The organism is [Roseibacterium] beibuensis (assembly GCF_039542305.1).
Lineage (GTDB): Bacteria > Pseudomonadota > Alphaproteobacteria > Rhodobacterales > Rhodobacteraceae > Roseibacterium > Roseibacterium beibuensis.
The window spans coordinates 31,281-52,250 of sequence record NZ_BAABHW010000005.1 but is presented as its reverse complement, the minus strand read 5'-3'; the positions used below and the strand labels follow the sequence as shown (position 1 = coordinate 52,250).

The following is a 20,970-nucleotide window of genomic DNA, read 5'->3' as shown; positions in this document are numbered from 1 at the left end:
CCCTTCGCGTTTCGACTGCGTTTAAGTTCAGTCGGCGTCGGCCCGGATCGCGGCCACGATCCGCTGCATGTCGTCGACGCCGATGGCGCCCCGCACCATCTGGTCCCCGAAGATGAAGGTCGGCGTGCCGGTGATCTGCATCCGGCCAGCCAGGTCGTGGTTGTAGCCGATGGTCGAGTCCACCAGCGGATCGGACAGCGCGGCGGTGATCGCCTGCGAGTCCAGGCCGTTTTCCTCGGCCAGCGCGATCAGCGACGCCTCGGTCATGTCGCCGCGCATCTCCATCAGCGCGTTGGAGATCGTCTCGTAGGCGTCGTCACCCAGCGCGATCCGCGTCGCGATGGCGAAGCGCGAGGCCAGCACTGACTGCTCGCCGAGGATCGGGAATTCCTTGGCGATGTAGCGGATGTTGCCATCGAACTCGATCAGCGCTTCGACATCGGGATGCACGCGGCGGCAATAGCCGCAGCGGTAGTCGAAAAATTCGACGATGGTCACGTCGCCCTCGGGATTGCCGCCCACCCAGTCGAAGGCCGAGTTGAACAGCGCGTCGGCATTGGCGGCCACGGCCATCTGGTCGCGCTCGACCTCGGCATTGGCCTGCCGCTGTTCCAGAACCGCGATCGCTTCCATCAGCACCTCGGGATTGTCGAGCAGGTAGGCCCGCACCTCGGCGCGGAACGCCGCGCGCTCGGCATCGGTCAGTTCCGTCAGGTCGGCCAGCGCGGGCGTGGCGAGCGTGGCGGCAAGCGCCAGCGGGGCAAGGAATTTCATTCGGGTCACTCTCTCCGGTTGTCGGGCGTTAAAGGCTCACCTAGCACAAAGCGCCAAACGGTCCTGCGCGACACAGGCGCACGATGAACCACAAGCGGCAGGGCAGGCGGGCCGGTCGCATTGACGCCCCGGCGCGGGGCTGCTTTCTGATCGGCGCAAAGCATAGGGGGCAGAACATGCGCACATCAAGCCGGTCAAACGTCGATCCCTTTATCGTGATGGACGTGATGGAGGCCGCGCGTGCCGCGGAAGAAGCGGGACGCCATATCGTTCACATGGAGGTCGGCCAGCCGGGCAGCGGCGCGCCCGAGGCCGCGCGCCGCAGGTTGGCCGAGGAGATGGAGAAGGGCCCGCTGGGATACACCGTCTCCCTTGGTCGCCCCGATCTGCGCGCGGCCATCGCGGCCCTCTATGACGAATGGTATGGTCTCGACCTGGACCCGGCGCGCGTGGTGCTGACCTCCGGCGCATCGGGTGGGTTCCTGCTGGCCTTTTCCGCGCTCTTCGACGCGGGCGACCGGGTGGCGCTCGGGGAGCCGTGCTATCCGTCCTACCGACAGATCCTGCGGGCCATGAGCCTGGACCCGGTGGGCCTTGTCACCACCGCCGACACCCGGTTTCAGCCCACGCCCGAGCAGCTGACCGAGGATCTGGCTGGCGTGATCGTCGCCAGCCCCGCGAACCCCACCGGCACGATGCTGGGCCAAGGCGAACTGGACGCGCTGGCGGGCGCTTGCGACGCCCAGAACATCGCGCTGATCTCGGACGAGATCTATCACGGCCTGCAATACGAAGGGCGCGCCATCTCGGCGCTGGAGGTGACGGACGAGGTTTATGTCATCAATTCCTTCTCCAAGTATTTCTCGATGACCGGCTGGCGGCTGGGTTGGATGGTCGTGCCCGAGGATCACGTGCGCACCATCGAGCGGCTGGCGCAGAACATGTTCATCTGTCCCAGCCACGCCAGCCAGATCGCGGCGCTTGGCGCGCTCTCGCCCGAGGGGCGGGAAGAATTGGACCGCCACCGCGAGGTTTACGCCAAGAACCGCGAAATCCTGCTGGCGGGGCTGGCCAAGGCCGGATTGAGCAACTCCGCCCCGGCCGACGGGGCCTTTTATGTCTATGCCGACGTCTCGCACCTGACCGATGACAGCCTTGCCCTGGCCGACCGGATCCTGACCGAGGCCGGGGTCGCCGTCACGCCGGGGCTCGACTTCGACAAGGCGCGCGGCGGCGGCACGTTGCGCTTTTCCTACGCGCGCGGCACGGCCGAGATCGAAGAGGGCGTTTCTCGCCTGATCCGCTTCTTCGGGCAAGGGTAGGGCACGCGGCCTTTGCGCTTGGGGCTCCTGCGGGATTTTGCTAGGCTCCCGCCAAACGACACGGGAGCGAACGCCGTGCTGAGAGCAGCCCTGATCTTTCTTCTGACGCTTGCCGCCGCGCTGCCTGCCTCTGCGCAGGGGTTCGGCGCGATGGCCCGTGTCTTGGGCGCGGAAAGCGCCTTGGAGGATCGCGGTCCGGGGGCCGAGATGACACTGGCGCTGACGCAGGCGGTGCCGTTCCGCGTTTTCACGCTGGCCGACCCTTATCGCGTGGTGATCGACTTCCGGCAGGTTGCATGGTCCGGCCTGCCGCCCGGGTTCGACGCGTCTGATGCGGTCACATCCGTCGAAACCGGGGCCGCGTTCCAGCCCGGATGGTCGCGCATGGTCCTGACGCTCGACGCGCCGCTGATGCCCGCCGTCGCCGCGATGGAGACCGACCCCACGACCGGCGAAGCGCGGGTGATCTTGCGGCTCGATCCTGCCACCGAGGACGGGTTCGCGGCGCAGGCCGGCCCGCCGCCCGGGGCCGAGGCCGGTCTGCTCGTCACTGCTGGTCAACCGGACCCCAGCGCGCTCAGCCGCACCGACGGGCGGCTGGTCGTCGTCCTGGACCCCGGCCATGGCGGCGTGGACCCCGGCGCGGTGCGCGGCGATCTGCACGAGGCCAATATCGTCCTGACCTTCGCCCGCGAGTTGCGCGAGGCCTTGCGCCGCACGGGCCGGGTCGAGGTGGTGATGACCCGCGACGCGGACATCTTCGTGCCGCTGCCGACGCGCATCACGCTGGCCCGGGCCGCCGGTGCCGACCTGTTCATCTCGATCCATGCCGATGCCGTGGCCGAAGGTCGGGCGCAGGGGGCCACCGTCTACACCTTGTCCGAGATGGCGTCGGACGCGGCCTCGGCTGCGCTGGCCGAACAGCATGACCGCGCCGATCTGCTGGAGGGCGTGGACCTGTCGGGCGCGGATGACGTGGTGGCCGATATCCTGATGGATCTGGCCCGTGTCGAAACGGCACCGCGCGCCGCCGCCCTGGCGGATGGGTTGGTGGCCCAGATCTCCGCGTCCGGGTTGGAGTTGCATTCCAGCCCGCGCGGCGAGGCGGGGTTCACCGTGCTCAAGGCCGCCGACATCCCGTCGGTCCTGCTGGAGATCGGTTTCATGTCGGCCGAGGGCGACCTCGACAACCTGATGAATCCCGACTGGCGGGCCGAGATGCAGGCGGCGCTTGTAACGGCGATCCTGGATTGGGCCGAAGCAGATGCGGCGCGCGCGGCCTTGCTAAGGCAATAGGGCAGGACAGGTCAGCCTCGAAACCGGGCGAGCCAGACGGAATGCCCGCGCAACTCGGCATCCTCCGGGCGAAACCATATGACCTCGAACCCTGCCGCATCCATCGCGGCGCGATAGTCCTTCGGGGCGAGGCTTGCATGGTACACCGGCGAGTTTCTGACCGTGCCGAAAGCGTCTCCCGCGTCCGGTCCGCTGGTGAACAAGAGGCGGGCATCGGCGGCGGCATGGGCGGCGAAGACCGGGAACATCGCCCGCTGATCGTCGGGCGACAGGTGGAAGAAGCTGTTGAACGCCAGGATGATATCGAAGCTCTGCCCGAGCGACAGGCCGCGCATGTCGGCGTGGATGACCTCCATCCGGGGGACGCGGCGACGGGCCTCCTCCACCATGGCGGCGGCCCCGTCCACGCCGGTCACATGGTCCCCGCGCGCCACGAACCAGGCCGCGATGGGCTGCCCCGATCCGCAGCCGAGGTCGAGCACCCGCAACCCCGGCGCGCGGCCCGCCACGCAGGCCTCCAACGCCGGACGTTCCCACAACTCCTGATTGCGCGTTTGCGCCCAGCCCGCGGCTTCGGCCTCGTAGCTCGGCAGAATCGCCTCTGGCCCGGTTTTCTTGCTCATGGCGCCAGTTTGCCGGCATCACGAGCACGCGAAAACCCGCCTGTTGCTTTTGACCGGAGACCGCCCGGCGCGTATAAGCGCCGAACATTGCAAAAGGCGCGGGCATGGTCCGATTCATTACAGGCATTTTCGGCGCGTTGTTCAGCGCGCTGACCCTTGGGCTGGTCTTTGCCGCGCTTGGCATTGGCGGTCTTCTGTTCATGTATTCCCGCGATCTGCCGGACCATGAAACGCTGGCCAATTACGCGCCCGCCACCATCAGCCGGATCTATTCGCGCGAAGGGCAGGTGGTCGATGAATTTGCCGCCCAACGCCGCCTTTACGTCAGCGCCGAGGAAATCCCCGATATCGTGGCGCAGGCTTTCGTGTCGGCTGAGGACCGGAATTTCTACGAGCACCAGGGCTATGACCCGCGCGCCATCGCCGCCGCCTTCGTCGAGGCCGTCCGGTCCCGTGGCCGGGACGTGCGCGGTGCCTCGACCATCACGCAGCAGGTGATGAAGAACTTCCTGCTCGACGGGTCGCGCACCATCGAGCGCAAGGTGCGCGAGATCATCCTCGCCGCCCGGATCGAGCGGACCCTGTCCAAGGATCGCATCCTCGAATTGTATCTCAACGAGATTTTCCTGGGTCAGAACTCCTATGGCGTGGTCGCGGCTGCGCAGACCTATTTCAACGCGCCCCTCGAAGATCTGACGCTGGAGCAGGTCGCTTACCTGGCCGCGCTGCCGCAGGCGCCGTCGAATTTCCATCCCGTCGAGGATTACGAGCGCGCGATCAGCCGCCGCAATTACGTGCTCCGCGAGATGTACGAGAACGGCTATATCTCGCGGGACGAGATGGAGGCGGCCCAGGCCTCGCCGCTGGAAACCGTGCAGGGCGGACATATCGAGGCCTACCGGGGCAGCATACCGCCGCGCAATTACTACACTGACGAGATCCGCCGCCAGTTGTCCGCTCAATACGGTGAAGACGAGTTCTTCACCGGCGGCTATGCCGTGCGCTCGTCGATGGATGAAAGCTTGCAGCAGGTGGCCGAAGCCGCGCTGCGCCGGGCCTTGGAGCGATATGACCGCAACCTCGGCATCTGGCGCGGTCCGGCCGACACGATCGACCCGGCGGACTTGACCGACGAGGAAAGCTGGCGGGCGGCCTTGGCCGATGCCGACATCCCGCGCGATATCGACGGCTGGTATGCCGCCGTCGTTCTGTCGGTGGGCGATACCAGCGCCCGCATCGGGATCGAGGGCGTCGACGAAGACGAGGACGGGCATTTCATTCCCGCCGAGGACGTGACCTGGGCCCGTCCGCTGGACGAAGACGGCAATCGCGGTCCGCAGGCGCGCGTCGCCGGTGACCTGCTGAGCGTGGGCGACGTGGTGCATGTCCGCGCCATGACCCGCGACAGCGACGGTAGTTTCATGCGCTGGACGCTGCGGCAAATCCCCGAAGTGCAGGGCGCCTTCATGGCGATGGACGTGAACACGGGCCGCGTTCTGGCGATGCAGGGCGGGTTCTCCTACCAGGCCTCCAGTTTCAACCGCGCCACGCAGGCGACGCGCCAGCCGGGCTCGTCCTTCAAACCCTTGGTCTATGCCGCCGCGCTCGACTCCGGCTATTCGCCCAACACCATCGTCATCGACGCCCCGATCGAGGTTGAGACCGGCGACGGTATCTGGCGCCCGACGAACGCCTCGAACCAGTTCTACGGCCCCGCGCCGCTGCGCACCGGGATCGAGCGGTCGCGGAACCTGATGACCGTCCGCCTTGCCCAGGATGTGGGGATGGAGACGGTCGCGCGCTATGCCGAGCGCTTCGGCGTCTACGACGACATGCAGCCCTTCCTCGCCAACAGCCTTGGCGCGCAGGAGACGACCCTGTTCCGCATGGTGGCGGCCTACGCGATGTTCGCCAATGGCGGCGAACGGGTGGACCCGACGCTGGTCGACCGCATCCAGGATCGCTATGGGCGCACCGTCTATCGCCATGACCAGCGCCTGTGCCCCGATTGCGAGTTGGAGGCCATCGACGCAGGCCTCGCGCCGCGCATCGTGTCGAACCGCGAACGCGTGATCGACCCGATCACCGCCTACCAGCTGACCTCGATGATGCAGGGCGTGGTGCAGCGCGGCACGGCGGCCGGGTCTGTCGGTGCGGCGGGCATCGGCGTGCCGCTTGCCGGCAAGACCGGCACGACGAACGATGCGCGCGATGTATGGTTCGTGGGCTTCTCCTCGACCATCGCGGCGGGCTGCTACATCGGCTACGACCAGCCGCGCAGCCTGGGGCGCGGGGCATCGGGCGGCGGCATGTGCGGCCCGGTCTTCGCGCAGTTCATGCGCGAGGCGGTCCGCGAGTATGGCGGCGGCAGCTTCGAGGTGCCCGAGGGCGGCACGTTCTACCCGATCGACCGCTATTCCGGGGCTCGCCTGCCCGAGGGCAGCCAGGGCGAGCACGTGGTTTACGAACTCTTCCGCGAGGGCGAGGCCCCCTATGAAGGCCTGCTGTCGGTGATCGACGGCGGCTGGGGCATGGGCTCGGACCTGCCGATGTTCGGCCGTGGCGAGGGGGACCCCGAAGACGAAATGTCGAGGCCGGTGACCGACGAGGCGACCGTCGAGACCACGGGCGGGGGCGAGGCGCGTGTGCCCACTGGCACGGGCTTCGGCACACTCAGCTCCGGCGGCCTGTACTGACCAAACCACCAGATGCGCGCGCCCGCTTGAGGGTGCGCGCGCGATCCTCTATCTCTGCCGCACCGAGCGAGAGAGAAAGTCACACATGCGCGCCGAGACCCAAGCCAATATCGAAAAGATCCGCAATTCCCTGGAGCTTCTGGGGCAGCGGATGGATATCGAGACCGCCCAGCACCGGCTGGAGGAATTCAACGCGCGCGTCGAAGACCCCAACCTGTGGAACGACCAGGCCGGCGCGCAGAAGCTGATGCGCGACCGCCAGATGCTGGTCGACAAGATGGGCATCTATGACCAGATCAAGTCAGGCCTCGATGACAATGTCGAACTGATCGAACTGGGCGAGATGGAGGGCGACGAGGAAGTTGTCGCCGAGGCTGAACAGGCGCTTGCCGACCTGGTCGAGGTTGCCGCCGCGAAGGAGCTGGAAGCGTTGCTGGATGGCGAGGCCGATGGCAACGACACCTTCCTCGAAATCAACGCCGGCGCCGGTGGGACCGAGGCCTGCGACTGGGCGCAGATGCTGGCGCGCATGTTCACCCGGTGGGCCGAGAAGAAGGGCTACGAGGTCGAGCTGCAGTCGCAGGAAGCGGGCACCGAAGCAGGCATCAAATCGGTCAGCTACAAGATTTCCGGTCCCAATGCCTATGGCTGGCTGAAATCGGAATCGGGCGTGCACCGGCTGGTGCGTATCTCGCCCTTCGGCAAGGGCACGCGCGAGACCTCCTTTGCGTCGGTCTGGGTCTACCCGGTGGTCGACGACAATATCGAGATCGAGGTGAACCCCGCCGACATCCGCATCGACACCTACCGCTCCTCGGGGGCGGGCGGCCAGCACGTGAATACGACGGACTCGGCGGTTCGGATCACGCACGCGCCGACCGGTATCGTCGTGACCAGCTCCGAGAAATCGCAGCACCAGAACCGCGACATCGCCATGAAGGCCCTGAAATCGCGCCTGTATCAGTTGGAGTTGGAGAAACGCACCGCCAGTATCCGCGAGTCCCACGAGGCCAAGGGCGACGCGGGCTGGGGCAACCAGATCCGGTCTTACGTGCTGCAACCTTACCAGATGGTGAAGGACCTGCGCACAGGCTTCGAGACCAGCGACACGCAAGGCGTGCTGGACGGCGACCTCGATGGGTTGATGGCCAGCGTTCTGGCGCAGAACGTCTCGGGGAAAAGCCGGGCGGACGCGCGTAGCGAAGCCTGAGGCCGCGCCTCAGGTCTCGTCCAGCAGGTATTCGTAACGGCGATCCGTCAGGGTCCTGAGGAACGCGACGATGGCGTCGATGCGCTGATCGTCGAGCGCGGGGCCATGGGTCAGTTCCTCCATCGAGATATTCTCGGCCACCTCGGGCGGGCCGAAGGGTTCCCCGGTTTCCGGGTTGATCAGGCGCGCGTCGTTCTGCGTGTTATAGACGTTGTAGAACAGCACGACGGTGCGCAGATCCTCGAACACCCCGTTATGCATGTAGGGCCCCGTGACGGCGACGTTGCGGAGCGTGGGGGTGCGGAACCGGCCCGCGGCGGCGGGATCGTCAACGCCCGGATGCGCCAATAGCCCGAGGTCGGCAGTCTCGACGCCATTGCGTGCCCGCAGGTCGGTGTTTTCCGGCACGCCGATATTGTGGAACTCGTAATTGGTGAAGGTCTCTTGCGGGTCGATGGCGCTGCGCGACAGTTGGTGGCACTGGTTGCAGTTGGTGAACTGCTCCGAGAAGAACAGCAGCCGCCCAAGCTCTTCCTCGTTGGTGAATTCAACCTCGCCGCGCAGGTAACGGTCATAGCGCGAGTCGAAGGAGGCGAATTCCTCGGTCCGCTCGAAGGCCGCGATGGCACGGGTCATGGCGGCATACCCGGCCTCGGGATCGTCCAGCACGCCTTCGCCGAAAAGGGTCTCGAAGGCGGCGACGTAATCCCGGTTTTCGGCCAGCCGCGCGACGGCGGTCTCCCTGTCGGGCAGGGCCATTTCGATCGGGTTCAGGGGCGGCCCGCCCGCCTGATCCTCAAGCGTGGCGGCGCGCCCGTCGAGGAACTGTCCCCCGACCCACATGCCATCTTCGCGCCGGTGGAAGTCCGGCGAGAACATCGCATAGGTCGCCGTGGGGGCGTTGCGGTCGCCGATGGAGTGACCGTCATCGCCGATGGAGGCCGCCCCGCGCGGATCGGCAAAGCCGCGCGCCGGGTCGTGGCAGGTGGCACAGGCTTGCGTGCGGTTGGCCGACAGGTTGGTGTCGAAGAAGAGGCGCTGACCCAATTCCTCAAGCGTGCTTGGAACCCCGGGTTCGGTTGGGATCGCAGCCGTTGCCGCGAGGAGGCCCGCCAAGATGCCGGCGCTGACGGCGGGGGGAAGGAACCTGATACGCATGGGGAACTCTCACACGGGGGAACATTTTCCGAGTCTTTCTATCGGACTTATGGGCCGAAGCGTCCCGCCGGATCAACCCCGGCCGATTGCGCGTGTCGTCGCATCCGGGATAGAGATTTCGCGGGCAATACGGGGAAGCACCATGAGTGATCTGCTTGGGTTGAGCGCGTCGGACATCTCGGCGGCGATTGCACGGCGCACGCTGTCTCCGGTGGAGGTGATGCGCGCGACCCTGTCGCGGATCGACGCCGTGAATGGCGAGGTCAACGCCATCGTCGCCCTGCGCGACCGCGAACGCCTGATGGGCGAAGCGCGGCTGGCCGAGGCGATGGCACCGCAAGGCTGGCTGCACGGTATCCCCATCGCGGTGAAGGACCTTGTCGGCGTGAAGGGCGTGCGCTCCACCTGGGGTTCGCCGATCCTGGCTGACAATATCCCCGACGAGGATGACGCCATCGTGCGCCGGATGAAGGCGGCAGGCGCGATCATCATCGGAAAGACCAACGTCCCTCAATTCGGCCTCGGCTCGCATTCGACCAACCCTGTCTATGGTCCCACGCGCAACCCGCTGGACCTGTCACGCACCGCAGGGGGCAGTTCGGGCGGTGCGGCGGCCTCCCTTGCGACCGGCATGCTGGCGGTTGCCGACGGATCGGACATGATGGGCAGCCTGCGCAACCCCGCCGCGTGGTGCGATGTCTGGCGGATGCGCCCGACGGTCGGGGTGGTGTCGGGCGATGTGCGCGACGCGGTGTTGCTGCATCGGCTGTCAACACTGGGCCCCATGGCGCGCTGTGTCGATGACGTGGCGCGGCTGCTGGAGACGCTCTCGGGCGGTCTCTTCGAGGGGGAGACGGCATCCCCAAAGGCGCCACGTATCGGCTGGCTGGCGGATTGGGGCGGGGCCTACCCGATGGAGGGGGGCGTTCTGGATGCGGCCGAGGGCGCTGTCGCCCGGATGGACTCTCTTGGATGGCGGGTCGAGGCGCTGGCCCCACCGGTGCCCTCGGACCTGCTGTGGCAAAGCTGGACCGATCTGCGCAGCTTTGCCGTGTCGCAAGACCTCGGGCCGCATTACCGCGATGCGGGGCAGCGCGCCCTGCTGAACCCGCAGGCGATCTGGGAGATCGTGCGCGGTTTCGCCATGACCGGCGATCAGGTCGAGCGCGCGGCGGCGCTGCGCCGGGATTGGCTGTCCGCACTGGACGACCTGTTCACACGCTTCGACGCGCTGGTGCTGCCCTCGGCCCAGGTCTGGCCCTTCCCGGTCGACTGGGACTGGCCGCGCGAGATCGCGGGGCAGGGGATGGACACCTATCACCGCTGGATGGAAGTGGTGATCCCGGCCAGCCTTGCCGGCCTGCCGGTGGTGAACCTGCCCGCCGGGATCGCGCAGAACGGCTTGTCCCACGGGCTGCAACTGATCGGGCCGTCCGGCTCGGATGGGCGGTTGCTGGCCATGGCGCGCCGGTGGGAAGAGATGATGGGCCCGCGCCCGATCCATCGCTAAGACGCTTTACGCACGCGAAACCCGCGGTCTAGAGTTTCCGCGGGAGGAAGTGCGAACATGAGTGACGTGACGGGCCACGCCGCGCCGTCCAAGGTGCCGCGCGTGAACCAGATGGCGATAGGCGATCTGGTCTACGCACTGAAGATGGGCGCGCGGGATTTCTACCGCAAACCGATGATGGGCCTGTTCTTTTCCCACGTCTATGTCGTGGGGGGCTGGCTGATCTACCTGTTCCTGTTCGTGACCGAGCAGGTGTGGTGGGCGATCCCCTTCACCGTCGGCTTCCCGTTGCTGGGGCCGTTCCTTGCCGTGGGGCTTTACGAGGTGTCCCGCCGGTTGGAAATCGGCGACACGGATTTCCGCCGTAACGACATTTTCGGCGTGATCTGGCGGCAGCGGTTGCGGCAATTGCCGTCGATGGCCTGGGTGATCATCGTCTATTTCCTGTTCTGGTCCTTCTTCGCGCATATGCTTTTCGCGCTGTTCATGGGACCGGCCGTCCTGACCAATGTCACCACGTCCTATGCCTACCTGTTGGAGCCAGAGGGGCTGACCATGTTGCTGGTCGGCACGGCGTTCGGCGCCGTGTTCGCGATCGTTCTGTTCTCTTTGACCGTGGTCTCGCTCCCGCTGCTGCTGGACAAGGAACTGGATTTCGTCACCGCGATGCTGACCTCGCTCAAGGTGGTGCAGCAGAACAAGCGCGTCATGCTGGTCTGGGCGGCGATGATTGCGGGGCTGACCTTTCTGGGCTTGCTGCCGTTCCTTGTGGGGCTTTTCGTGGTGCTGCCGATCCTGGGCCACGCGACATGGCATGTGTATCGCCGGGCGTTGACCTCGCTCGACTGAGGCACCGGGGCAGCGGGGCGGCAGAAAGGAAAAAGCCGGACCAAGCGGTCCGGCTTTTCCAATTCCTGGGCTGAGTGCTGTGCGCTCAGCTATCCGATTTGCCACTGTCGCCCGGCAGGGACGACACTGGGCGCTGCACCGGCGGCGGCGAGGAGGGGCGGGCGCTCTGACCGGCGCCCGGCGTGCTGCGCTGACCCGTGGCCAGCGGATCCTCGGCGCGCTGCACCGAGCCTTCGAAATGGGCGCCGCTTTCGATGGCGATCGTCTTGTGGATGATGTCGCCCTCGACACGCGCGGTCGAGGTCAGGCGCACCTTCAGGCCGCGCACGCGTCCCACGACCTTGCCGGTCACGACGATATCGTCGGCGACGATTTCACCCTCGATATTCGCGCTTTCGCCCACGGTCAGCAGATGCGCGCGGATGTCGCCCTGCACCGTGCCTTCGACCTGGATGTCGCCGGACGTACGCAGGTTGCCGACAACCGTCAGGTCGGAGCTGAGCACCGAGGGGCTCGGCTTGGACTTTGCGGGGGCGTTCGAAGGTTTGTTCATGGGGTCTCCCGATGTGGTCGAGGTCGAGCCAGACGATGCCGAGCTCCCGGAAGCGGCGGGCGTGCTGTCGCCAGCGCCCTGCTTCGGCCCGGGTTCGTTGATCTTGGATTTAGAAAACATCGCGTCCTGCCGTAATGAAGGTCATGGGGTTCACGGGCTCGTCGTTCCTGCGCACCTCGTAGTGGAGATGCGTGCCCGTGGACCGCCCGGTATTGCCCATATCACCGATGAGTTGCCCGCGCGAGACCCTTTCGCCTTCGCTCACCCGGATGCGCGACATGTGGCCGTAACGGGTGGTGATCCCGAAGGCGTGGCGGATTTCGACCAGGTTTCCGTAGCCCGACATGCGGCCCGCATGGGTGACGACCCCGTCGCCGCCGGCAAGGATCGGCGTGCCGCGCGACCCTGCGAAATCGGTTCCATTGTGCATGCGCCCGCCGCCGTTGATGGGGTCGCGGCGATACCCGAAACCGGAGGTCATGCGATAGCTGCCGCCCACGGGCATCGAGAAGGGAAGCTGCTCGGCCGCGATGCGGAAGAGGTTCAATTCGTCGAGGTCGGACAGAACCTCGTTGGCGCGGGCCGACAAACGGTCGGGCGTGCCGCCCGAGGTGGACATCGCGATGGGCATGAGCGGTCCGCCCTGGCCGGAATAGGTTGCGCGGACCTGACCGATGATATCTTCGGTGGCGAGGCCTGCGGCGCGGAACATCTCGTCCAGCGGCTCCATCGACAGGGCGACGGCATCTTCGATCTGGCTGAACACGCGCTCCTGCCGCTCGGCGGAGAGGGCGGCGCGGAAATTCAGCTCATCGATGGTTTGTGCGGCATCGGCCATCGCCAGAAGCGTCAGGTCGCGATCTTCCGCGGTTTCCTCAAGGGCTTCGGTCAGGAAGGCCAGCGTGCGGTTCAACTCGCGCTCGCGGGCGGCGGCGGTCTGCATGGTGCCGGTGTCCGCCTGAAGCTCTGCCTGGAGCGTCGCGACCTCGAGCCGGGCGCTGTCGCGTTCCTCGATCGTCGTGCGCAGAGTCGACTGGATCACGTCGACGGCGGTTTCAAGTTCGCGGCTGCGTTCCTCGGCGTCGAGCAGGCGCGTCTGCATCTCCGACACCTGGTCCATCGCGAGGGTGAAGCGTTCCTGGGCCATGCGCGCTTCGGCGGCGCGCAGGTCCCGCTCTCCGGCGAGGGTGTTCAGACGCTCCTGGTACATCATCTGTTCGCGCTGTGCCTGCTCGCGCACATTGCCGGCCGAGATGGTGTCGATCAGGAAAAAGGACGTCACGATGATCGTCCATCCGACCAGCGCAGCGGATCCGAGGATCATCCCTGCCTGTGTCGCGGGACGCAGACGCACGAACCGAGTGCCTTCGTCCGATTTCAGGAAAAGCCGTTGTTCCGGCAAGTGCCGCTCTAGCGCCGCATTCACGCGGCTGATTAGCCGAGATGTCACTATCCTATGCCTCGTCTTCCCCAGTTTTTATCGCCGTCCCACCCTGTCCCGGTAGCGGCAACGACTGTCCGGGGAATAGGACAAGCCGTTTCATTGGGCAACACACTACCCACATTGGGCATAAAAGGCAGCTAAATTCTGCCGTATTGGGCAAAAAACCGCCGATTGCGCATGGCGAATTTGCGATTCGAATTGCGCTTTTCGCCGCAGTCAATCCGCAAGTGGCCAATAGAAATCGGGCGGCAGGCCGGCCTCGGCGCGTTTTTCCTCGTTGAAGGGCGGTTTCAAGGCGCCGTGGAAATAGCGGCGCACGAGGTCGTGGAAGGCGTCTTTCGGGTCGGTGTCGTGGCGGCCGCAGAGGAAGTGGAACCACTTGGAGCCATAGGCGACGTGGTGCACCTCTTCGGCATAGATGACGCGCATGGCGTCGACCGCTTGCGCGGCGGCCGGTTCGTCCTTTTTCGCCTTGTCGAAGATCTCGATCATGCCCGGTGTCACGTCCAGGCCGCGCGCCTCCAGCACCATGGGCACCACGGCGAGGCGGCCCATCAGATCGTCCTTCGTATCCTCGGCCGCGCGCCACATCCCGGCATGGGCGGGCAGGGTGCCATAGGGGCAGTCCATCGCATCAAGGACGTCGCAGATCAGGTTGAAATGCTTGGATTCTTCATCGGCCGATTTCACCCAGTCATCGTAGAAGCCAATGGGCATGGGGATATGGGCGAAGCGCGCGACGATATCCCAGTGCAGGTCGACCGCGTTCAACTCGATATGGGCGACCGCGTGCAGGATGGCGCGCCGCCCCTGCGGGCTTCCGGGCCGCCTGCGCGGCACGTCGCGCGGGTCCAGAAGCTCTGGGCGCTCGGGCCGGGCGGGGCGATCGGGCGGGCTGGCCGTGCCGACCTCGGGCGTTTCCCCGCGGGCGCGGGCCGCTTGCCAAAGCCCGGCATAGTGCCGGGACAGGGCGGTTTTGTCCCGACCATCCGCTGTGCGCAGCACCGCGTCGGCCATCTCGGCAAGGGGGGGCATCTCGGTCATGGGATGCGATGTGAAAGACCGTGGTCCTGCGGTCAAGACACAAGCGGCTGTGCGGTCGGCGCCCGGACAGGTGGGCGCCGACCGGTCTCGCGTCACAGGGCGCGGACGGCCTCCAGTACCTCTTCGGCGTGACCGGGCACTTTCACCTTGGGCCATGCGCGCGCGATCTTGCCTTCGCCATCGACAAGGAAGGTCGAGCGTTCGATGCCCATGAACTTCTTGCCGTACATGCTCTTTTCCTTCCAAGCGCCATAGCGCTCGCAGGTGTCGCTCTCCTCGTCCGAGGCGAGGATCACGCCAAGCCCGTGCTTGGCGATGAACTTGTCATGCTTGGCGACGCTGTCCTTGGAGATCCCGATTACGACGGCACCGGCGGCCTCGAATTCGCCGGCAAGCTCGGTGAAGGCCAATGCCTCCTTGGTGCAGCCGGAGGTGTCGTCGCGCGGGTAGAAATAGACGACCACCGGCTTGGGGCGCAGGCCCGACAGGGTGATCGTGTCGCCCCCGTCGCGGGGCAGGGTGAAATCGGGCGCCATGTCTCCGGCTTCGGGCATCGCGGGTCTCCTCTCTGGCCATGGGTGGGCCGACGTTGCGGCGCATTGCAAGCTAGGCGGTTTGGCGCGAAGATAAAGGCCCATAACGCGACAGGCAGATCAGGACAGCGCGGGCAGATATGTCAGTTCCTCCCCCCCAGACGGGCGAGGCCCACGGAAGAGGCGGGCGCGCCGCCCGCGGTCGGTGGCGGCTCGCGGGGCTGATCCTGTTGGCCGTTCTGCCCCTTGCGGCCGCCTTGGGGGCGGCCGGTCTCTGGTGGCGATTGACCGTGTCCCCCCTGAGCCTGCCCGCTGGCCTGCAAGACCGGATCGAGGCCCGGATCGACGGCGCGATGGCCGCCAATCACGTCGAGATCGGCGACATGGCGCTGGCCCTGCCCGAAGGGGGGCGCGCCCCGGCTTTCGAATTTCGCGACGTGGTCATGACCGATCTGTCCGGCGCGGAACGCGCGGCCTTTCCCGTGCTGCGTGTCCGCATGGCGCCGGGGCCGCTGTTGCGTGGGCAGGTGCGCCCCCGCCAGATCATCGTGATCGGCCCCGGCATGCGGCTCAGCCGGGACGAGACGGGCCGGTTCGATGTCGATTTCATCGGTGGTGCGATGGACGATCCGATTCCCGTCTCCGAGGCGCCTTTGACGGACACGATGGCGCGCCTCGACGCGATGTTCTCGACGCCCACCTTCTCGGAATTGCAGGCCATCACGGCGACGGACGTGACGCTGGAGATGGAGGACACGCGCTCTGGCCCCGTTCTGCGCATGAGAAACGCGACCGCCACCCTGACGCGCGATGCCGAGGGCGTGGCCCTGTCGGTGTCGGGCGATCTCTCGGGGCGGCGGGACGCGACGGTCGACATGGAGTTCGCGCGGCGCACCGGGGCGCGCGAAACCTCGATCGCGATGCGGTTCGCCTCGCTCGGCGCGCGGGACCTTGCCGCGCTCGACCCGTCGCTTGCCTGGCTGGACCTTATGCGCGCGCCGATCTCGGGCGCGATGACCGCGCGGCTGGACGATGACGGCACCCTGTCGGATTTCGGCGGCACCCTGGCGATCGGCGCAGGGGAGCTGACCCTGGGCCCCGAGGCGCCGCCGCTGCGCTTCGACGCGATAGATGCGACGCTGAGCTACAACGCGCAGCGCCGCCGGATGGAATTCGGCACGCTTGCGCTGACGGCATCGCAGCTCAATTTCGTCGCGGCCGGTCATGCGGATGTCTCGGAGGATGGCACCAGCTTCGTCGGGCAATTGCGCCTGAGCGAGATCACGGCCGCGCCCGAGGGCTTTTACGACGCGCCGCTTGCGCTCGACGGCGCGGCGGTCGATCTGCGCCTGACCCTTGCGCCGGACATCAGGCTGGAGGTCGGTCGGGCCGTGCTCCATGACGGGCCGCTGCGGGTGACCGCAAGCGGCGAGGTGGTGTCCTTGCCCGACGGTCTGGCGATCTCGGTCGATGCGCATGTGCCGGAAACGGATGTGGCCACCGTTCTGTCCTATTGGCCCGCAACGGCCCTGTCGCAGCCGCGCGCCTGGGTGTCCGACCGCGTTCACGCGGGGCGCCTGGAGGGTGTGGATTTCGCACTGCGCCATGCGCCGGGCGCTGAGCCACGCCACATGGTGCAGTTCGATTTCTCAGATGCCGAGTGGAATTCCTTTCGGGTCGGTCCGCCCATCACGGATGGCGCGGGCTACCTGCAGTTGGACGGCCGGCGTCTTGTCATTCGCCTCGACGAGGGGCGCATCATGGCGGAGGGGCGGCCGGACAGCGTGTCGCTTGCCGGATCGGAGTTCGTGATCCCCGACACAACCCTCAGGCCTGCCACGGCGGAAATGGACCTGAGCCTTGCGGGCGATCTGGTTGAAGTGATGCACGTTCTCGATGCGCCCCCGCTCAACGTGCTGCGCAGCGGCCCGATGACGCCGGAGCGGATTGGGCGCGGGCAACTCAGCGCTCGCACGCAGATCGTCACCCGGTTGCAGCGCCGCCCGGAGGGCAGCGACCCGTTGGAGGGCGTGGACCTGACCGTGACCGGCGCGGTGGCAACGTACCGCGCGGATACCCTTGTCACCGGGCGCAGGCTGGCTGCGGATCGGTTGGATGTTGCGATCTCGGACAGGCAGCTTGTCGTGTCAGGTCGCGCCAGCTTTGACGGTGTGCCGATCACCGGCAGTTGGCAGCGCGAGATCGGGCGCGGTGCCGCGCCGGGATCGCGGCTCGACGCGAGGGCCGAGGTAAGCCGGGGCGGCTTGGCTTCTCTCGGTGTGGTCTTGCCCGAGTGGCTGATCGCGGGTCGCGGCAGCGCGGCGGTCGATCTGCGCCTGATGCCCGACGCGCCGCCCGCCCTGACCCTGCAATCGGATCTGGCCGGGATCAGCCTCGCCATTCCGTCGCTCGGCTGGCAGCTTGGCCGGGATGGCACAGGCCGTCTCGAGGTCGAGGCCCGCCTTGGGGACAACGCCGAAATCACGCGGCTGGACCTCGACGCCGCCGGGCTGACGCTGAACGGCGCCGTGCGCCTGTCCACGGCAGGCGGGTTCGGGCGTCTCGTCGCCGACCGGTTCAGCATCGCAAGCTGGCTTGACGTGCAGGGGGCGCTTGTCGCGCGTAGCGGCGGCCCGCCCCTGATCGACATCACGGGCGGCATCGTGGACATGCGCAACCTTGCCGCGGTCGCCGGTGGCGGTGCCGGGCAGGGCGCTGGCGGAGCCGGTGCGAACGATCAGGCATCGGGGCCGATTTCAGTCGCATTGGACCGGTTGCAGGTGGCCGACGGCATCGCCTTGACCGGTCTCAGGGCCGATCTGACCAGCGTCGGCGGGCTCCAGGGCCAGTTTCGCGGGGCGATCAACGGGGCGGCGCAGGTCTCGGGCGTACTGGTGTCCTCGGCCGAGGGCACATCCGTGCGATTGCAATCGGCCGATGGCGGGGCGGTCATGCGGGCCGCCGGCATCTATGACGATGCCTATGGCGGTGACATGGACCTGATCCTGCGGGCGACGGGTGAGCCGGGCCATTACAACGGGCGCCTGTCGATCGACGGCCCCCGACTGCGCAACGCACCCGCCGTGGCCGAGTTGCTGAATCTGATCTCGGTCGTGGGCCTGCTGGAACAGCTTGGCGGCGAGGGGATCAGCCTGGGCGATGTGAACGCGCGCTTCCGGCTGAGCCCGGAACGCATTCGCCTGCGCGAGGGAACGGCCCTCGGTCCGTCTCTCGGCTTGTCGATGGACGGCGAATATGACATCGCGACCCGGCAATTCGAGATGCAGGGTGTCATTTCGCCGTTCTACATGGTCAACGGGCTGTTCGGCGCGATCTTCGCGCCACGTCGCGAGGGGCTGTTCGGGTTCTCGTACCAGCTGACCGGAGCGCGGGGCGCGACGAACGTCACGGTGAACCCGCTTTCGATCCTGACGCCGGGCATCTTCCGCGAGATCTTTCGCGCGCCGCCGCCCGATTTCTCGGACGAGGACCAAGGCCAATGAAACTGGACGATTTCGACTTCGACCTTCCCGAGGATCGCATCGCGACCCGGCCCGCGCGGCCACGGTCCTCGGCCAAGCTGCTGGTGGCCGATGGGCCCGAGACGCGGGACTGTCATGTCCACGACCTGCCGGACCTGTTGCAGCCCGGTGACCGGCTGGTTCTGAACGACACGCGCGTCATCCCTGCGCGTCTGACCGGGCGGCGGCACCGCGATACCGCGCAAGGCCCGGTCTCGGCGAAGATCGAGGTCACGCTGATGGAGCCGCAGCCGGACGGGGCGTGGTCTGCGCTGGCCAAGCCGCTGCGAAAGCTCGCCCTGGGCGAAACGGTGGTGTTCTCCGAGGATCTGAGCGCCGATGTCGTGGAGCTGGAGGGGTGCTTGCGGCTGCGCTTCAACCTGTCGGGCGCCGATTTCGACACGGCGCTGAACGCGGCCGGCGCCATGCCGCTGCCCCCCTATATCGCGGGCAAGCGGGCCCCGGATGAACGTGACCGCGAAGATTACCAGACGATCTGGGCCAAGCGCGCCGGGGCCGTCGCGGCCCCCACGGCGAGCCTTCATTTCGACGAGGCTTTGATCGCGGCGCTGACCGTACGCGGGGTCGATTTCACCTTCGTCACCCTGCATGTCGGTGCGGGCACCTTCCTGCCGGTCACGGTCGAGGATGTAACCACCCACAAGATGCATGCCGAATGGGGCGAGGTGCGCGAAAAGGCGGCCGACGAGATCAACGCGACCCGCGCGGCGGGCGGTCGCATCATTCCCGTCGGCACCACCGCGCTGCGCCTGATCGAGACGGCGGCGGACGCGGACGGCACCATGCGGCCCTTCGAGGGGGATACCGATATCTTCATCTATCCGGGGTATGTCTGGCGCGTGACCGATGCGTTGATGACGAATTTCCACCTTCCGAAATCGACGCTGATGATGCTGGTTTCCGCGCTGATGGGGCAGGATCGGATCAAGCAGATCTACGCCCATGCCCTGGCGAACGAGTACCGCTTCTTTTCCTATGGCGACGCATCGCTTTTGATTCCGTCGCGAATCTGACAGACGGCGGCGCTATCGGTGGGTGAGCCTGCCGGAAAGCGAAGGAAACGCGCCATGTTGAACGTGATCCGGGCCTCTTGGGCCCTGCTCTTCGGAATGTTCCTTTTGCAGGTCGGAAACGGGTTGCAGGGCTCGCTGATGGGCGTGCGCGGGGCGTTGGAGGGGTTCACCACCTTCCAGCTGTCGCTGATCGGGTCGGCGTATTTCCTGGGGTTCCTCGGCGGCTCGTCCATCGCGCCCAAGTTCATCGCGCGCGTCGGGCATGTGCGGGTCTTCGCGGCGCTTGGCTCGCTGATCTCGGCGGTGGTGATCTCTTATCCGATCGTCAGTGATCCCTATGTCTGGATGGCGCTGCGGGTCGTGATCGGCTTTTCGCTGTCGGGGGTCTACGTGACAGCCGAAAGCTGGCTGAACAATTCCGCGACCAATGAAACGCGCGGGCAATCCCTGTCGGCCTACATGCTGGTTCAGATGCTCGGCTTCGTCGCGGCGCAGGGTATCCTGTCGGCGGGCGATCCGTCCGGCTGGCTCTTGTTCGTGATCCCGTCGATCCTCGTCTCGCTCAGCTTTGCGCCGATCCTGTTGTCCGCGACGCCGACCCCGGCTTTCGAGGCGGCGCGCCCGATGACGCTGCGCCAGCTTTACACCGCGTCGCCCTTCGGCGTCGTCGGCATGCTGATGCTGGGGGCCGTCTTTGCCGGGCAATACGCGATGGCCGCTGTCTATGCGACCGAGGCGGGCTTTGGCCTTGGGCAACTGTCGCTTTTCGTGTCGAGCTTCTTCATCGGGGCGATCCTGTTCCAATATCCCATCGGCTGGATGTCGGACCGGATGGACCGTCGCCTGCTGATCATTGGGGCTGCGGTCTTGGCCGGGGTGGCGGGGCTGGTCGGGGCCATGTTCGGGGACGTCTTCACCGTCGTCCTGGCGGTCGGCGTCGTCTCCGGCGGGTTCGTGCAGCCGCTCTACGCGCTCATCATCGCCTATACGAACGACTATCTCGAACCCGAGGACATGGCCGCCGCCTCTGGCGGGTTGATCTTCGTGAACGGTCTGGGCGCCATCGCCGGTCCGCCTGTCATGGGTCTGATCATGGGGCAGGTGGGGCCCGCGGCCTACTGGTCCTTTATGTCGGCAATCCTGTTCCTTGTCGCGGCCTACGGGGTCTGGCGGATGACGCAGCGTGTGTCGGCCTATGCCGAGGAAGGGGATTACGAGGCCGTCTCCTACGCCGCGATCCTGCCCGGTGCCGCGTCGCCGGTTGCGGTCGAGACCGCGCAGGAGTTGTATGTCGAAGCGGCCGAGGAAATGGCCGAAGCCGCAGAGGAGGAGGCGGCAACGAAGGAGTGATGCCGGCTTCATGTCCCAAGGGACAAGACCGGGCACCTGTTGGAGGAGGAAAC

The 20,970-nt window shown here is 66.7% G+C and carries 16 protein-coding genes; 9 read left to right on the top strand and 7 right to left on the bottom strand.

Translation table 11 applies throughout. From position 1 onward, the window contains the following. Positions 1–27 precede the first annotated feature (27 nt). On the bottom strand, positions 28–774 hold the full coding sequence (locus tag ABD923_RS15040; RefSeq protein ID WP_259552894.1) for a DsbA family protein: 747 nt from the start codon (positions 772–774) through the stop codon (positions 28–30). Between the two features lie 176 nt (positions 775–950). Here ABD923_RS15040 and ABD923_RS15035 point away from each other — a divergent pair, with 176 nt between their 5' ends. Then, a complete protein-coding gene (locus ABD923_RS15035; RefSeq protein ID WP_259552900.1) occupies positions 951–2,096 on the top strand; it encodes a pyridoxal phosphate-dependent aminotransferase in 1,146 nt (381 codons plus the stop codon). 75 nt (positions 2,097–2,171) lie between these two features. Further along, positions 2,172–3,392 (top strand): N-acetylmuramoyl-L-alanine amidase, encoded by a 1,221-nt coding sequence (locus ABD923_RS15030; RefSeq protein ID WP_259552912.1) that lies wholly within the window; start codon positions 2,172–2,174, stop codon positions 3,390–3,392. A gap of 11 nt (positions 3,393–3,403) precedes the next feature. Here the strand turns inward: ABD923_RS15030 and ABD923_RS15025 are convergent, their stop codons facing one another. Then, positions 3,404–4,015, bottom strand: a complete 612-nt coding sequence (locus ABD923_RS15025; RefSeq protein ID WP_259552915.1) for a class I SAM-dependent methyltransferase — start codon at positions 4,013–4,015, stop codon at positions 3,404–3,406. Between the two features lie 104 nt (positions 4,016–4,119). On the opposite strand from ABD923_RS15025, the gene ABD923_RS15020 reads away from it, so the two are divergent. Then, positions 4,120–6,711 carry a penicillin-binding protein 1A gene (locus ABD923_RS15020; protein WP_259552918.1) on the top strand — a complete coding sequence of 864 codons (2,592 nt, stop codon included), beginning with the start codon at positions 4,120–4,122 and terminating at the stop codon, positions 6,709–6,711. A gap of 85 nt (positions 6,712–6,796) precedes the next feature. Beyond that, positions 6,797–7,921, top strand: coding sequence for a peptide chain release factor 2 (gene prfB, locus ABD923_RS15015; RefSeq protein ID WP_259552941.1), 1,125 nt, complete (start codon positions 6,797–6,799; stop codon positions 7,919–7,921). A 9-nt stretch (positions 7,922–7,930) separates the two neighbouring features. Here the strand turns inward: prfB and ABD923_RS15010 are convergent, their stop codons facing one another. Continuing rightward, positions 7,931–9,079 carry a cytochrome-c peroxidase gene (locus ABD923_RS15010; protein WP_259552948.1) on the bottom strand — a complete coding sequence of 383 codons (1,149 nt, stop codon included), beginning with the start codon at positions 9,077–9,079 and terminating at the stop codon, positions 7,931–7,933. Positions 9,080–9,221: 142 nt separating this feature from the next. Between ABD923_RS15010 and ABD923_RS15005 the strand changes: the two genes are divergently transcribed. Next, positions 9,222–10,589, top strand: coding sequence for an amidase (locus ABD923_RS15005; protein WP_259552951.1), 1,368 nt, complete (start codon positions 9,222–9,224; stop codon positions 10,587–10,589). A gap of 57 nt (positions 10,590–10,646) precedes the next feature. Then, positions 10,647–11,438: a DUF2189 domain-containing protein gene (locus ABD923_RS15000; RefSeq protein WP_259552953.1), complete on the top strand. Its 792-nt coding sequence runs from the start codon at positions 10,647–10,649 to the stop codon at positions 11,436–11,438. An 85-nt stretch (positions 11,439–11,523) separates the two neighbouring features. Here the strand turns inward: ABD923_RS15000 and ABD923_RS14995 are convergent, their stop codons facing one another. The 4 genes from ABD923_RS14995 to ABD923_RS14980 form a co-directional block, all read right to left on the bottom strand. Next, the gene (locus tag ABD923_RS14995) at positions 11,524–12,111 is read right to left on the bottom strand and encodes a bactofilin family protein (RefSeq protein WP_259552955.1); all 588 of its coding nucleotides are present in this window, start codon (positions 12,109–12,111) and stop codon (positions 11,524–11,526) included. Beyond that, on the bottom strand, positions 12,101–13,441 hold the full coding sequence (locus ABD923_RS14990) for a M23 family metallopeptidase (RefSeq protein WP_259552957.1): 1,341 nt from the start codon (positions 13,439–13,441) through the stop codon (positions 12,101–12,103). Before ABD923_RS14990 ends, ABD923_RS14995 begins: the two co-directional genes overlap by 11 nt. Positions 13,442–13,651: 210 nt before the next feature. After that, positions 13,652–14,470 (bottom strand): ferritin-like domain-containing protein, encoded by an 819-nt coding sequence (locus tag ABD923_RS14985; protein WP_259553117.1) that lies wholly within the window; start codon positions 14,468–14,470, stop codon positions 13,652–13,654. Between the two features lie 101 nt (positions 14,471–14,571). Beyond that, positions 14,572–15,033, bottom strand: coding sequence for a peroxiredoxin (locus ABD923_RS14980; RefSeq protein ID WP_259552959.1), 462 nt, complete (start codon positions 15,031–15,033; stop codon positions 14,572–14,574). Between the two features lie 263 nt (positions 15,034–15,296). Here ABD923_RS14980 and ABD923_RS14975 point away from each other — a divergent pair, with 263 nt between their 5' ends. From ABD923_RS14975 to ABD923_RS14965, 3 genes are read left to right on the top strand one after another with little or no spacing between them, the layout of a single operon-like run. Then, a complete protein-coding gene (locus ABD923_RS14975) occupies positions 15,297–18,515 on the top strand; it encodes a hypothetical protein (RefSeq protein ID WP_425584033.1) in 3,219 nt (1,072 codons plus the stop codon). Then, positions 18,512–19,567, top strand: a complete 1,056-nt coding sequence (gene queA / locus ABD923_RS14970) for a tRNA preQ1(34) S-adenosylmethionine ribosyltransferase-isomerase QueA (RefSeq protein ID WP_259552975.1) — start codon at positions 18,512–18,514, stop codon at positions 19,565–19,567. The genes ABD923_RS14975 and queA overlap by 4 nt, the downstream gene beginning before the upstream one ends. A gap of 54 nt (positions 19,568–19,621) precedes the next feature. Next, positions 19,622–20,917, top strand: a complete 1,296-nt coding sequence (locus ABD923_RS14965; RefSeq protein WP_259552980.1) for an MFS transporter — start codon at positions 19,622–19,624, stop codon at positions 20,915–20,917. The last annotated feature ends 53 nt before the right edge of the window (positions 20,918–20,970 follow it).

What these genes read in the sequence shown, in the direction of transcription:
- ABD923_RS14980 (WP_259552959.1), bottom strand. Translation starts at nt 15,033, where the DNA reads ATGCCCGAAGCCGGAGACATGGCGCCCGATTTCACCCTGCCCCGCGAC.
- ABD923_RS15025 (WP_259552915.1), bottom strand. Translation starts at nt 4,015, where the DNA reads ATGAGCAAGAAAACCGGGCCAGAGGCGATTCTGCCGAGCTACGAGGCC.
- ABD923_RS15040 (WP_259552894.1), bottom strand. Translation starts at nt 774, where the DNA reads ATGAAATTCCTTGCCCCGCTGGCGCTTGCCGCCACGCTCGCCACGCCC.
- ABD923_RS15005 (WP_259552951.1), top strand. Translation starts at nt 9,222, where the DNA reads ATGAGTGATCTGCTTGGGTTGAGCGCGTCGGACATCTCGGCGGCGATT.
- prfB (WP_259552941.1), top strand. Translation starts at nt 6,797, where the DNA reads ATGCGCGCCGAGACCCAAGCCAATATCGAAAAGATCCGCAATTCCCTG.
- ABD923_RS15010 (WP_259552948.1), bottom strand. Translation starts at nt 9,079, where the DNA reads ATGCGTATCAGGTTCCTTCCCCCCGCCGTCAGCGCCGGCATCTTGGCG.
- ABD923_RS14985 (WP_259553117.1), bottom strand. Translation starts at nt 14,470, where the DNA reads ATGCCCCCCCTTGCCGAGATGGCCGACGCGGTGCTGCGCACAGCGGAT.
- ABD923_RS15035 (WP_259552900.1), top strand. Translation starts at nt 951, where the DNA reads ATGCGCACATCAAGCCGGTCAAACGTCGATCCCTTTATCGTGATGGAC.
- ABD923_RS15020 (WP_259552918.1), top strand. Translation starts at nt 4,120, where the DNA reads ATGGTCCGATTCATTACAGGCATTTTCGGCGCGTTGTTCAGCGCGCTG.
- ABD923_RS14995 (WP_259552955.1), bottom strand. Translation starts at nt 12,111, where the DNA reads ATGTTTTCTAAATCCAAGATCAACGAACCCGGGCCGAAGCAGGGCGCT.
- queA (WP_259552975.1), top strand. Translation starts at nt 18,512, where the DNA reads ATGAAACTGGACGATTTCGACTTCGACCTTCCCGAGGATCGCATCGCG.
- ABD923_RS14965 (WP_259552980.1), top strand. Translation starts at nt 19,622, where the DNA reads ATGTTGAACGTGATCCGGGCCTCTTGGGCCCTGCTCTTCGGAATGTTC.
- ABD923_RS15000 (WP_259552953.1), top strand. Translation starts at nt 10,647, where the DNA reads ATGAGTGACGTGACGGGCCACGCCGCGCCGTCCAAGGTGCCGCGCGTG.